Below are 12,303 nucleotides of genomic sequence, written 5' to 3' on the forward strand. Positions count from 1 at the left end.
CATAAGCCGGCAGGCATACGAGGCCCGGGACCGTTCCCGGGCCTCGTTATGCTGACGCCACATTTGGTACGGAACTAGGGGTGGCTTGGTGCGCACGACCGTGCAGGATGTCGCGCGTGCGGCCGGGGTGTCGGTGTCGACGGTGTCGCGGGCGCTCACCGGCGGAGCGGTCAGCCCGTCGACGCGCGAGGCGGTCGTCGCGGTGGCGCACCGGCTCGGCTACCGGCCCAACCGGGCGGCCCGGGGGCTGATCACCGGGCGTACCGGCAACCTGGGTTTGATCGTCCCTGACCTGCGGAATCCGTTCTTCGCCGACGTCGCCAAGGGCGTGACCGCGCGGGCCCGGGCAGTGGACTGCGGCGTCTTCATCAGCGACACCGACGAGGATCCGGTCGCCGAGCTGGAGGCCGTCGCCACGTTGCGGCACAACACCGACGGCATCCTGCTGTGTTCGCCGCGGTCCACCGACGCGCAGATCCTGGCCGCCGCCGACCCGCAGAACACCGTGCTGCTGCACCGGCGGGTGCCGGGCATGACGTCGGTGGTCGCCGACGTCGCGGACGGGATCCGGCAGGCGGTGCAGCATCTGCGGGCGCTCGGGCACCGGCGGATCGCGTTCGTGTCCGGGCCGGAGGACTCGTGGGCGTCCCGGCAGCGGCTCGCCGGCCTGGCCGATTTCGATCGGGACGAGGAGTTGGTGATCCTGCCTGTCGGTTCGGTGGCGCCGACGTTCGACGGCGGGGTGCACGCGGCCGATCTGGTGCTGGCCGGTCCGGCGACCGCGGTCCTGGCGTACAACGACCTGGTCGCGATGGGGCTGTTGCACCGGCTGGCGGCGCGCGGGGCGGTGGTGCCGGACCGGATGAGCGTGGTCGGCTACGACGACGTCAGTCTCGCCGGGATGAGTCATCCGCCGCTGACCAGCGTCGCCGTGCCGAAGGACCGGGCCGGCGCGATCGGCCTGGACCTGCTGCTCGGCCGGGCCGGCACGGTGACCGCCGTCCACGGCGCCGAGGTGATCCTGCCGACGTCCCTGGTGATCCGCGCATCCTCCGGCCCGGCGCCCGCCTGATCAAAGCGCCTGGCCGAGAAGGACAAGGCCCCAGGACCGAGGCTAAGGAGGCAAGGCCGAAGTAACAATGCCAAGGAGGCAAGGCCGAAGAAGCGGGGCGGCGGCGAGCCCCGCCGGGTGGGTCAGGTGACCGCGCCCAGCTGCCACGGGACGAACTCGTCGCGGCCCAGGTCCAGGTCCTCGCTGGCGGTGGGCCTGCCGGAGGCGACCGCCAGGATCGCCTCGAAGATCTCCTGGCCGGAATCGGTCAGCGACAGAGCGCCGGTGACGATGCCTCCGGTGTCGATGTCCATGTCCTCGCGCATGCGCTGGTAGATCTCCGAGTTCGTGGCCACCTTCAGCACCGGCGCCGGTTTTCCGCCCAGCACCGAACCCCGGCCGGTGGTGAAGACGACGACAGTCGCGCCGCCGGCGACCAGCCCGGTCACCGACACCGGGTCGTAGCCGGGTGTGTCCATGAACGTGAATCCGGTGCCGGTGATCGGCTCGGCGTACTCGTACACCGCGGTCAGGGGTGCCGATCCGCCTTTGGCGACCGCACCCAGGGACTTCTCCAGGATCGTGGTCAGGCCGCCGGCCTTGTTGCCGGGGGACGGATTGTTGTCCAGGGTGCCCCCACCGGCCGACACGTAGGTGTGCCACCAGGCGATCCGGTCGAGCAGCCGCTGCCCGACCTCCTTGCTGACCGCGCGCCGGGTGAGCAGGTGCTCGGCGCCGAACACCTCGGGTGTCTCGGCGAGCACGGTGGTCGCGCCCTGCGCCACGAGCAGGTCGGAGGCGTGGCCGAGGGCGGGGTTCGCGGTGATGCCCGAGTAGCCGTCGGAGCCGCCGCAGTTCAGGCCCACCACCAGCGACGATGCGGGCACGGTCGCGCGGCGGCGTTCATTCAGACGATCCAGGAGGGTACGAATGACCTCGGTGCCGGCGCGCACTGTCGCCCGTACGCCGCCGGTGTCCTGAATGGTGAGTTTCTCGACGATCGTGTCCGAGTCGTCGGGCAGGCCGGCGAGGACCGTGTCCACCCCGATCATCTCGCAGCCCAGCCCGAGGACGAGCAGGCCGCCGATGTTGGGGTGGCTCGCGTAGCCGCGCAGGGTGCGCAGCAGGATCTGGCCGCCCTCGCTGGCCGGGACCAGTCCGCAGCCGGAGTCGTGGGCGAGCGCGACGACACCGTCCACGTTCGGCCAGGCGTCCATGATCGGGCCGCGGAACTGGTCGGCGATCATCCGGGCGGTGCTGGCGGAGCAGTTGACCGAGGTGACGATGCCGACGAAGTTGCGGGTGCCGACCCGGCCGTCGGCGCGCCGGTAGCCCTGGAAGGTGCGGGTCTCGGCCTTCTCCATCGGAATCAAGGCGGTGCCGAACTCATAGGCGTGGTCGACGGCGGCCATGCCGAGGTTGTGGGCGTGCACGTGCTCGCCGGCACGCACGGCGGTGGTGGTGCTGCCGATGACCTGGCCGTATTTGTGCACCGGGGCGCCGGCCGGCAGGTCGCGCAGGGCGATCTTGTGGCCGCGCGGGACGTCGGTCAGCACGGTCAGGTCCCGGTCGTCGAGGCGCAGGGTGTCACCGGCCGGCAGTTCCCGGGTCGCCACCGCGACATCGTCGTTCGCGCGGAGCAGCAGGAGGTCCAGGTGCGTCATCAGCAGTCCTTGACGATTTGCGGGAACGTTTGCAGGGTCCATCCTGACACGACCGGCACCGCGGGGAAACCCGCCGGAAACCCTTGACGGCCATCGAGGCGGATGAAAGTGTGGGAATGCGCTTTCCTGCAGGTGAACTTCTAGATCGAGGTCCTTGATGAAGCGATTCACCCGTCGAGCGGCGATCATCGGAACCGGGGCGATCGCGGCCGCCCACGCCGAAGCGTTGCGCGCCCACGGCGACCGTGTCCAGACCGTCGCGGTCCACGATCTGGCCCTGGACCGGGCCGAGGCGTTCGCCGAGGCCTGGCGGATCCCCAGCGTGCACGCGTCGATCGACGAGCTGCTGGCCAACGAGATCGACCTGGTCCACCTCTGCACACCGCCCTCCACCCACCTGCCGATCGCCCTGCGCTGCCTCGAGGCCGGGGTGACCGTGCTGGTGGAGAAACCGCCCACGCTGTCGCTGGCCGAACTCGATCGGCTGGCCGAGGCGGCGGCGAAGTCCGGGGCGTACCTGGCCACCGTCTTCCAGCACCGGTTCGGCTCCGGCGCCGCCCACCTGCGGGGCCTCGTCGACGCCGGCACCCTCGGGCCGTCGCTGCTCGCCACCTGCCACACGCTGTGGTACCGCGACGACGCGTACTTCCAGGTCCCGTGGCGCGGTAAGTGGGAGACCGAGGGCGGCGGGCCGACCATGGGCCACGGCATCCACCAGTTCGACCTGCTGCTGTCGGTGCTCGGCGACTGGGAGCGGGTCACCGCGATCGCCGCCCGCCGCAGCCGCCCGGTGCAGACCGAGGACGTGTCGATGGCGCTCGTCGAGTTCGCCGACGGCACGGTCGCGTCGGTGGTCAACTCGGTGGTCTCCGCGCGGCAGACATCGTCACTGCGGTTCGACTTCGAAAAGGCCACGATCGAACTCGACCATCTGTACGGGTACAGCGACGCCGACTGGACCGTCACGCCCGCACCCGGATCACCGGACGTCACCTGGCCCGCCGGGACGTCGAAGAGCGGGCACCACGATCAGATCGGGCTCCTGCTCGACGCCCTGGACGCCGGCATCGAACCGCCGGTCAGCGTCGGTGACACCCGCCGGACCATGGAGTTCATCGCCGCGCTGTACGCCTCCGCGGCCACCGGGCAGCAGGTGCGGCGCGGCGACATCAAGGACGGGCATCCCTTCTACGGCAGCATGAACGGAAACCGATGGACCTTCGGGTAGACCACCGCCTGGACCACTCGATCACCGTCTCCGCCGGGGAGGTGCCCATCGCGGAGTACGTCTACCGCCCGGACACCGTGCAGCTGGAGTCGCCGAAGCCCTACCTGCATCCGCTGCGGACCCTGGCCGGGGACGAGGTGTCGCTGTTCCGCCCGCACGATCACGTCTGGCACAAGGGCATCGCCTGGAGTCTGCCGCACGTGGGGGAGCACAACTTCTGGGGCGGCCCGACGTATGTGCACGGCTCGTTCTACGTCCAGAAGCCGAACAACGGCAGCGCCAAGCATGTCGAGGTGAAAAAGCTGGACTTGTCCGGATTTGAGCACGCCCTCGAATGGACGGCGCAGAGCGGCGAACCGGTGCTGACCGAGACCCGCGGGCTGACCTTCACGATCGTTGATCAGACCAGCTGGGTGCTCACCTTCGAGACCAGCATGACCAATGTGTCCGGGGCGACCCTCGCGTTCGGATCGCCGACCACGAAGGGCCGGGAGAACGCCGGCTACGGCGGCCTGTTCTGGCGCGGCCCCCGCTCGTTCACCGACGGCGTGATCCAGTCCCCGGACAAGGTCGGCGGCGACGACCTGCGCGGCACCCGGGCCGAGTGGTTCGCGTTCCGCGGCCGCCACGACGGCACCGGCCGGGCGTCCACCGTGCTGATCGTGGACGATACGGCGAACCCGCACCATCCGCCGCAGTGGTTCGCCCGTACCGAAAATTTCGCCTGTCTCAACCCCGCGCCGTTCTTCAGCGAGGAACTGGACCTGCCGGACGGCGAGACCGTGCGCTTCCGCTACGCCGTCGTGATCGCCTCCGGTGACCACGGCGAATCCGGCACGGCGGCCCTGGCCGCCCACGGCAGGGACGCCCTGGCATGAGCTCGTTCCCCGGCGGGACGTCGGTCACCCGGCTGCAGGTGTACGACGACGGCGGCGGCACCCCGCACCTGCACACCGTCTCCACCGAGGCGTACGTGGTGATCGGCGGCAAGGGCGCACTGCAGACCTTGGACACGTCCGGGTTCCGGGAGACCCCGCTGGCGGCGGGCAGCACCGTCTGGTTCACGCCGGGGGTGATCCACCGGGCGATCAACCACGGCGATCTGCAGGTGGTCGTGGTGATGTCGAACGCCGGGCTGCCCGAGGCCGGCGACGCCGTGATGACGTTCCCGCCCGAGGTGGTCGCCGACCCGGCCCGCTACCGGGAGGCGATCGCCCTCGGTGACGACCCGGCCGCGTCGGTACGCCGGCGCCGGGAGCTGGCCGTCGAGGGATTCGGCCGCCTGACCGCCGACCCGGTCGCGCTCGCCGCGTTCTACCGGGACGCCGCCGCTCTGGTCCGGCCCCGGATCGACGAGTGGCGGCGGATCTGGTCGCACACCGTCGAGGCACAGACCCGCCGGACCTCGGCCATGCTCGACGCCCTGGACCGGGGCGAGTTCCAGCACCTGCGCGACGCCGCGCTGCACGCCGCCGACCCCGATCCGGCGACCGCCTGGGGCATGTGCGGCCACCTGCATCCCCTCGAAGAGATCGGAAAGGGTGACTCATGACCCGTCGCTACGGCATCGTCGGACTCGGACACCGCGCCCAGCTCTACCTCGACGCCCTCGCGGGTGACTGGAGCGACGCCGGCACGGTCGTCGCGCTCTGCGACACCAACCACACCCGGATGAGCTACTACGACACCGGACTGCGGTTGTACGACGCCGCGGACTTCCCGGAGATGCTGGCCGGGATCGACGCCCTGATCGTCACCACGGTCGACGCCACCCACGCCGATTACGTCGTCACCGCCCTGGACGCCGGTGTCGACGTGATCGTGGAGAAGCCGCTGACCACCACCGAGGAGGGCTGCGCGCGGATCGCCGGAGCCGCCGCCCGCAGTTCGGCCCGGCTGATCGTGACGTTCAACTACCGCTACTCGCCGCGCAACTCCGCCGTCCGCGAGGTGCTCGCCTCCGGCCGGATCGGGCAGGTCACCGCGGTGCACTTCGAGTGGCTGCTGGACACCATCCACGGCGCCGACTACTTCCGGCGCTGGCACCGCGAGCACGATAAGTCCGGCGGGCTGCTGGTGCACAAGTCGACGCATCACTTCGACCTGGTCAACTGGTGGCTGGACAGCAGCCCGGCGACGGTGTTCGCGCAGGCGGGGCTGCGGTTCTACGGACCGGACGGCGCCGGGGTGGGCAGCGGGCCGTTCGATCTCGACCTCACCCGGGATCCGCGGCTGAAAGCGCTGTATCTGGACGCCCAGCACGAGGATGGCTACATCCGGAACCGGGACGTGTTCAGCGACGGCGTGACCATCGACGACACCATGTCGGTGCTGGTGCGGTACGCGAATCAGGCGGTGCTGACCTACTCGCTGACCGCGTACGCGCCGCGGGAGGGCTACCGGGTCGCGTTCTCCGGGACGCGCGGACGTCTCGACCTCGAGGTGTCGGAGCGGGCGTGGTGCTCCCCGGACGCCGCCATCGATCCGACCGCGGGCAAGAATGCGGAGGAGACGTACGAGCGGCTCACCGTCCAGGAGCACTGGAAACCGGCCGAGGAGATCGTCATCAAGCAGGGCGTGGGTGGCCACGGCGGTGGGGACGCGCTGCTGCTCGACGACGTGTTCCGCGGCGCCGGGACCGATCCTCTCGCGCGGCAGGCCGGCTGGCGGGACGGTATCCGCAGTGTGCTGACCGGGGTGGCGGCGGACCGTTCGGCGCGCTCGGGTCACCCGGTCCGGTTCATCGCGGACGGGCTGGCGCTCCGAAACGACTGACGGAACGAGTGACGGGGGTGTGGCGGTGCTTGCCATCGCACTGTGCCATCCTTAGCTTCGTGCAAATGAAAATCGCTTTCACTGGCAAAGGTGGCAGTGGGAAGAGCACGATGGCCGCGCTGTTCACGCAGTACCTGCGCACCGCCGGTCATCGTGTCCTCGCCGTCGACGCGGACGTCAACGTGCACCTCGCCCCGCTGCTCGGGGTGACCGCCGACGCCGGCACCGCCCTGTCCCACCCCGACAACACCCGGCGCGTCCGGACCCACCTGCTCGGCACCAACCCGCTCGTCGACGGCGTCGACCACTTCGTCGCCACCACCCCGCCCGGCCCCGGTTCGCACCTGGTCACCCTCGACCCGGCCGACCCGGTGCTGGCCGGCCACGCGACCGCCCTCGACCCGCTGACCCACGTCATGCACGTCGGCACGTACGAGCCCAAGGACATCGGCGCCGGCTGCTACCACGGCCACCTCGCCATCCTGGAGAACCTGCTCTCGCACCTGGACCCGGACAGTGACGGCTGGGTGGTCTGCGACATGGTCGCCGGGACCGACGCCTTCGCCAACTCGCTGCACGCCCAGTTCGACGTGATCGTGGTGGTCGCCGAACCCACCCCGGAATCCGTCTCGGTCGCCCGCCGCTACCTGTCGCTGGCCACCGCGGCCGGGGTCGCCGACGCCGTCGCGGTCGTCGGCAACAAGGTGGCCGACGACGTCGACCTGGAATACCTCACCGAGGAACTCGGGATCGCCCCGATCGGTGTGCTCGGCATGCAGACCGGGCTGCGCCGGGCCCGCCAGGCCGGTGTCCCGCCGCACCCGGGCGACCTCGACGACGCCTCCGCGCTGTCCGCGATCGCCGCGCACGCCGAGATCCGCTCCCTGCCACCCGCGCAGCGCGAGTCCCTGATGCGTACCCTGCACCTGAGACTGGCGAACAAGGGCTGGGTCAGGGCCGCCCACGGCGACGTGACAAGCCAACTGGGCGCCGTCCGATAAAGCCCACCGTAGGTCGCCGCGCGGTCGCTCTACGCGGCTCTACCTTTCGGCCGATCGGGGCTCTGCTCGGAGTGTGATGCGGGACGGGCCGGCGGAAAACGATCATGTGGGTATGCCCGAGATGCAGACCGAGATCCCCGCCTTGCCCGTCCTGGTTCCCCTCACCGCGGTGCTGCTGCTCGCCGCCTGGCTGAGGTTCCGGGGCGACCGGCCGCGCCTGCTGCCCGCCCTCGCCGGCGCGCTGTACCTGCCCGCGGTCGTCGGGGTCACCCTGCTTCCGCTGCAGATCGCCACCGGCATCTACGCGAACCAGGTCGCCTGGTACCAGAAGGCCAGCTACCTGCCGATCATCACGATCGACCCGCTGACGTTCGTACTCAATATCGTCATGGTGATGCCTTTCGGTTTTCTGCTGCCGATGCTGCGCCGGCAGACCTCGATCGCGACCGTCGCGTGGGCCTCACTGGCCCTCAGCGCGACGATCGAACTGACTCAGTTCGCCGCGAACGTTCTGGTCAGCAGCGGCCGGACGCCCGACGTCAACGACCTGATCGCGAACACCCTGGGTGGGGTCCTCGGCTTCCTGGTGTGGCGTGCGACCCGCCGTGTCCTCGAGCCCGCTTTGAGCGCGTGACGGCTTCTCTCGGTAGCATGTTCGCCGATCTTCGGTACGGCTGAGACGAGGCGACATGCGGTGGTTCCGGTTCGGGTCCGACAAGAACGCGGCCGAGCGGGATCCCGGCCGCCAGCAGGAGATCTACCGTGCACTGCAGCAGATGTCCGGGGCTGCACCGGCTCCGGCGCCCGGCGTCTACGGGCGGCCCGCCGGTGGCGGTGCTGTCTACGGCGCACCGGCCGGCGCCGTCTACGGTTCGCCGGCCGCCGGTGGGTTCGCGGAGAAAGCCGCCGAAGCGGTGCGGCTGCTCGACGGTGACGACGGCATCATGGTCGCCTCGGTGGTGCTGCACGAGTACGCCGACGCCGTCCACGCCGCCCTGCTGAACCAGGGTTTCGAAGTGGACCGCCGGCACTACCGGTGGACCTGGGAGGGCGCCGGGCCGCGGCTCCGCTCGCCGTTGCCGGCCGGGCCGACCGGGGCGTTCCACCCGTTCGTGCAGGTGGCCGCGGCGGTCACGGTCGTCGGCTCGCGGGCGAAGCAGGCGGTGAAGGTGGTCGCCGCCGGTCCGCTGCTGACGCACCTTCTGGAGATCCTGGACCTGGTGACCTCGGGCTGGGAGTACGGCGGGGTCCGCGCCGACACCGACCAGGCGACCCTGGCGGACTCGCTGATCCACGCGGCCAAGGAGATCCGGGACGCGATGTCCGACGAGCCGCCGCTGCCGAACCCGGTCCGTGAGCAGATGCGCCGCAACAACACCGTCGACGTCTGGGATCCCAGCGGCACCCGGGTGGTGGGCGGCTTCAACCCGGGCAAGGCGATGCGGGAGTCCCTGCTGGCCTGATCATCTCTGACTTTTCTGACTTTTCGGGCGGCTCGGGTTGCTCCGGCTCGGGTTGCTCCGGCTCGCGGGGGAGGAATCCGCGAACCGGAGCAGGTCTGCCCGAGGCCGGACCCGGGGCGGTTTCCTAGATGCCCGGCGTGGGTGTCTCGCTCGGTGTGGCGGATGCGGTCGGTGTGGCGGACTCGGTGGGGGAGGGCGACGCCGTCGGCGACGGGGACGCTGTCGGCGGGGGACCGGACGGCGGCGGGCCACCGGGACCGCCCGGACCGCCGCCGCTGTCGTCGTCGCCGACCGAGGTGTCGGACAGGTCCATGCCGATCGCGAAGCGGGCCGCGTACCCGCCGCGCACCCGTCGCGGGGTGAGCAGCATCTGTTCCCCGGCTTCCCGGTAGATGAAGTCGGTGGCGTTGGTGGTGTCCGGGGTGCCCTTGGCCGCGTACGGGTCGGTGGCCAGGAACGTCGTGTTGAACTCGTCGGTGAAGAACAGCTGGGACGTGAACTCGTACGGATTGCCGTCGGTCCCGGTGGTTCTGATCTTGATGTGGAAGTGCACGGTCCGGCCCTGGTACCAGCCGGGCAGCACGGTGATGAACCGGACCCGCCCGCACTCGTCGCTGACCTGGTAGCCGCGCAGGAACGTGTGCCCGACCGAGTCGTTGGCGGCCTGGTCGGAGTAGACCCCGTAGGCGTCGCAGTGCCAGAGGTCGACGATCGCGCCGGGCAGTGCGGTGCAGCCGCCGGCACCGATCTGCAGGACGTCGATGCCGAGGTCGAAGCGGGTGCCGTCGGAGATCGTGCCGTCGTAGGTGTCGATGCGGATGTCGGAGCGGTCGAGTCCTTCGTCGACGTAGTAGGGGCCTTCGGTCATCTCGGGTTTGGCCACGCAGTCGACGCTCAACGGTGTGCCGGTGGTGGTGCGGGGTTCGCCCGCGGCCTGGGCGGCGGTGCCGGCCAGTGCCAGGCCGGCGCCGGTGAGTCCGAGCACGGCGAGTGCCTGTCGCCGGCTCAGGACCCGACCGACCAGTTCGTCGTCGTTATCCATGGATCCTCCTCGTGGGATGGGACCCGGCCGACGCTAGGAATCGATACTCATAGATACCTCAACGATTCCTGTGCTGAGCCTGTGCGATGACCCCGCCGGCTACGACAGTCGCAGCTTCTTGTCGGCCACCCCGATCCGGAGACGCTGGCCCCAGGAGAGTTCCAGCGCGTCGGACTCCAGGCCGTCGGCGAAGACCACCAGGCGCTCGGACTCGCAGGTCAGCTCCAGCTCGGCACCGGCGGTGAGCAGGCCGGACGTCTGGGTCACGCCGGTCGCGGGGGAGGGCCACGCCTCCCGGACGAACCAGCACAGCGCCGGATCACCCGGACCCGGCAGCCGGGGCGGGGCCGGGCGCTCGCGGGCGATCGACGCGCACCAGCCGGTCGCCCCGGTGCCGGTGCCGACGATCAGACCCGACGACGACTGGCGTTCCCGGGCGCCGTCGGGAGTGCCCAGCACATAACGCGCCGACTGGTGGCCGGCGTGCCCGACATAGACCTCGTTCAGCCCGTACAACTCCTGGCCGTCGTCGAGCCGGGCCACCACCATGGTCCGCTCCTGGACCGCGCCCGGCCCGGACCGCAGCCGCGCGGCCAGACCGGCGGCCCGGTGCCGGGCGAGCACCCCCGGATTACGGCCCGGCTCCGGGTCGACCCCGATCACCGGCTGGCCGTCCAGATACTTCGCGACGTTCGCCACCAGGCCGTCCTGCCCGACCGCGACCACCACGTCCTCCGGCGCGAACAGGAACCGCGGCAGATCGGCGCGATCCACGTGACCACGCCGCCAGTCGACCGGCACCGCCGCGCCCACCTCGGTGAGCGCGGCCTGCAGAGCCTCGTGCCGGGCGGTGACCTCGTCCAGGTCACGGCCGCGCTGGCGCAGGAAGTAGGCGGCCGCGCCCATCGTGCCGTGCCGGGCGAGCAGCTCGGTCAGCTCGCTGCGCCGGGACACGATCACGATGCGCGGGGCCAGGGTGCTGCTCACTGCCCGAGCCGCCCGATCAGCTTCGTCAGCACGTCGGGGGTGATCGTCAGCTCGTTGACCTGCGGCAGCTGACCGGCAAGTTCCTTCAGAGCCAGTGCCTGCAGTACGGCCGGGGGCAGGTCCCGGTACGCCGCGAGTCGTGCCGCCTCCGCCTCGGCCTCGGCCAGACCGACCAGCCGGGCGCCGGTGGCCCGAGCCTCGTCACGGACCCGGGTCGCCTCCGACTCGGTGATCGCGCTGCGCTTGGACCGCTCGGCCGCCGCGATGCTCGCCACCTCCTTGCGGTCGACGTCCGCCTTCGCCGCGACCAGCTGGGTCTCGGCGTCCAGCTCGGCCTCCCGGCGGGTGTTGGCGCCGTGCTGCTCGACCAGCTCCTGCTGACGGCGGGCCAGCTCGATCTTGCTCTGCAGCTCGTTCTCGGCGATCTGGCGCTCCTGCTGCACGGCGTGGGCGCGGCGGGCGTACGTCGCCTTGTCCGCGTCCTGCTGCACCGCCTCACGGGTCGGGGTCTGCAGCGCCCGCTCCAGGTCCGGCTCCGGGCGGATCGCGACGACCCGGGCGCTGACCACCGACACGCCGGTCTCGATGAGCCGCGGATCGCCGGCGAGCGCGTCGGCGACCGACTGCCGCACCGGTGCGATCCCGGTGGTCAGAGCCTCGGCGAGCGGCACCCGGGCCAGCACGTCCAGGGCCGGCTGCTGGGCCAGCTCGGCGAGCAGGGTGGCCACCTGGTCCAGCGGCTGGCCGCGCCACTTGCCCCGGTAGGGGTCGATGGAGAAGTCGAGCCGGCCGGCGGCGGCCGCCGGGTCGCTGAACCGGTAGGTGACGGTGGCCTGCACTGTCACGTCGGCGAAGTCCTCGGTGCGGGCGTGGAACAGCAGCGGCAGCTCCCGGTCGTCGACCGGGACCTCGCTGAGCACGGCGGTCAACGGCCGGTACCAGAACGACAGGCCCTTGCCGGAACGCTTCTCCCTGCCCTTCACGGTGTGGCTGACCCAGCTGGTCGGGGCGCCACGCAGGTGCCGCAGGTGGAAGCGACGCGTCACGTCAGCCATCGGAGTTCCCTTCGTTCGGTGCCTTGCTTTTCGTCGT

Annotated in this window: 12 protein-coding genes; 8 read left to right on the forward strand and 4 right to left on the reverse strand. The window is 70.9% G+C overall.

What is annotated here, in order from left to right; translation table 11 throughout:
• Window positions 1-88 precede the first annotated feature (88 nt).
• Entirely contained in the window at window positions 89-1,072 is a 984-nt protein-coding gene (locus Aco03nite_RS40500; protein WP_203806160.1) for a LacI family DNA-binding transcriptional regulator, read from the forward strand.
• A gap of 122 nt (window positions 1,073-1,194) precedes the next feature.
• On the opposite strand, the gene Aco03nite_RS40505 is transcribed toward Aco03nite_RS40500, so the two are convergent.
• Complete coding sequence (locus tag Aco03nite_RS40505; protein ID WP_203806163.1) at window positions 1,195-2,715, reverse strand: UxaA family hydrolase; 1,521 nt, start codon at window positions 2,713-2,715, stop codon at window positions 1,195-1,197.
• Window positions 2,716-2,872: 157 nt separating this feature from the next.
• On the opposite strand from Aco03nite_RS40505, the gene Aco03nite_RS40510 reads away from it, so the two are divergent.
• The 7 genes from Aco03nite_RS40510 to Aco03nite_RS40540 all read left to right on the forward strand — a co-directional run bounded on the left by Aco03nite_RS40510 (window position 2,873) and on the right by Aco03nite_RS40540 (window position 9,182).
• The gene (locus Aco03nite_RS40510; protein WP_203806165.1) at window positions 2,873-3,943 is read left to right on the forward strand and encodes a Gfo/Idh/MocA family protein; all 1,071 of its coding nucleotides are present in this window, start codon (window positions 2,873-2,875) and stop codon (window positions 3,941-3,943) included.
• Window positions 3,928-4,821: a DUF6807 domain-containing protein gene (locus tag Aco03nite_RS40515; RefSeq protein WP_203806167.1), complete on the forward strand. Its 894-nt coding sequence runs from the start codon at window positions 3,928-3,930 to the stop codon at window positions 4,819-4,821. Before Aco03nite_RS40510 ends, Aco03nite_RS40515 begins: the two co-directional genes overlap by 16 nt.
• Window positions 4,818-5,495 (forward strand): cupin domain-containing protein, encoded by a 678-nt coding sequence (locus Aco03nite_RS40520; protein WP_203806169.1) that lies wholly within the window; start codon window positions 4,818-4,820, stop codon window positions 5,493-5,495. The genes Aco03nite_RS40515 and Aco03nite_RS40520 overlap by 4 nt, the downstream gene beginning before the upstream one ends.
• Window positions 5,492-6,718 carry a Gfo/Idh/MocA family protein gene (locus Aco03nite_RS40525; protein WP_203806171.1) on the forward strand — a complete coding sequence of 409 codons (1,227 nt, stop codon included), beginning with the start codon at window positions 5,492-5,494 and terminating at the stop codon, window positions 6,716-6,718. The genes Aco03nite_RS40520 and Aco03nite_RS40525 overlap by 4 nt, the downstream gene beginning before the upstream one ends.
• 65 nt (window positions 6,719-6,783) lie before the next feature.
• A complete protein-coding gene (locus Aco03nite_RS40530; RefSeq protein WP_203806173.1) occupies window positions 6,784-7,719 on the forward strand; it encodes a nucleotide-binding protein in 936 nt (311 codons plus the stop codon).
• 112 nt (window positions 7,720-7,831) lie between these two features.
• Window positions 7,832-8,353, forward strand: coding sequence for a VanZ family protein (locus Aco03nite_RS40535; RefSeq protein ID WP_203806175.1), 522 nt, complete (start codon window positions 7,832-7,834; stop codon window positions 8,351-8,353).
• A gap of 55 nt (window positions 8,354-8,408) precedes the next feature.
• Window positions 8,409-9,182: a hypothetical protein gene (locus tag Aco03nite_RS40540; RefSeq protein ID WP_203806177.1), complete on the forward strand. Its 774-nt coding sequence runs from the start codon at window positions 8,409-8,411 to the stop codon at window positions 9,180-9,182.
• Between the two features lie 124 nt (window positions 9,183-9,306).
• Here the strand turns inward: Aco03nite_RS40540 and Aco03nite_RS40545 are convergent, their stop codons facing one another.
• The 3 genes from Aco03nite_RS40545 to Aco03nite_RS40555 all read right to left on the reverse strand — a co-directional run bounded on the left by Aco03nite_RS40545 (window position 9,307) and on the right by Aco03nite_RS40555 (window position 12,266).
• Window positions 9,307-10,224, reverse strand: coding sequence for a dioxygenase family protein (locus tag Aco03nite_RS40545; protein ID WP_203806178.1), 918 nt, complete (start codon window positions 10,222-10,224; stop codon window positions 9,307-9,309).
• A gap of 99 nt (window positions 10,225-10,323) precedes the next feature.
• Entirely contained in the window at window positions 10,324-11,211 is an 888-nt protein-coding gene (locus tag Aco03nite_RS40550; RefSeq protein WP_203806180.1) for an NAD(+)/NADH kinase, read from the reverse strand.
• Complete coding sequence (locus Aco03nite_RS40555) at window positions 11,208-12,266, reverse strand: SPFH domain-containing protein (RefSeq protein ID WP_203806182.1); 1,059 nt, start codon at window positions 12,264-12,266, stop codon at window positions 11,208-11,210. Before Aco03nite_RS40555 ends, Aco03nite_RS40550 begins: the two co-directional genes overlap by 4 nt.
• Window positions 12,267-12,303: the final 37 nt, after the last annotated feature.

This window comes from Actinoplanes couchii (genome assembly GCF_016862075.1).
GTDB lineage: Bacteria > Actinomycetota > Actinomycetes > Mycobacteriales > Micromonosporaceae > Actinoplanes > Actinoplanes couchii.

Coding starts and splice junctions, on each gene's coding strand:
- Aco03nite_RS40535 (WP_203806175.1), top strand. CDS start 7,832: ATGCCCGAGATGCAGACCGAGATCCCCGCCTTGCCCGTCCTGGTTCCC.
- Aco03nite_RS40520 (WP_203806169.1), top strand. CDS start 4,818: ATGAGCTCGTTCCCCGGCGGGACGTCGGTCACCCGGCTGCAGGTGTAC.
- Aco03nite_RS40530 (WP_203806173.1), top strand. CDS start 6,784: ATGAAAATCGCTTTCACTGGCAAAGGTGGCAGTGGGAAGAGCACGATG.
- Aco03nite_RS40555 (WP_203806182.1), bottom strand. CDS start 12,266: ATGGCTGACGTGACGCGTCGCTTCCACCTGCGGCACCTGCGTGGCGCC.
- Aco03nite_RS40545 (WP_203806178.1), bottom strand. CDS start 10,224: ATGGATAACGACGACGAACTGGTCGGTCGGGTCCTGAGCCGGCGACAG.
- Aco03nite_RS40510 (WP_203806165.1), top strand. CDS start 2,873: ATGAAGCGATTCACCCGTCGAGCGGCGATCATCGGAACCGGGGCGATC.
- Aco03nite_RS40505 (WP_203806163.1), bottom strand. CDS start 2,715: ATGACGCACCTGGACCTCCTGCTGCTCCGCGCGAACGACGATGTCGCG.
- Aco03nite_RS40540 (WP_203806177.1), top strand. CDS start 8,409: ATGCGGTGGTTCCGGTTCGGGTCCGACAAGAACGCGGCCGAGCGGGAT.
- Aco03nite_RS40515 (WP_203806167.1), top strand. CDS start 3,928: ATGGACCTTCGGGTAGACCACCGCCTGGACCACTCGATCACCGTCTCC.
- Aco03nite_RS40525 (WP_203806171.1), top strand. CDS start 5,492: ATGACCCGTCGCTACGGCATCGTCGGACTCGGACACCGCGCCCAGCTC.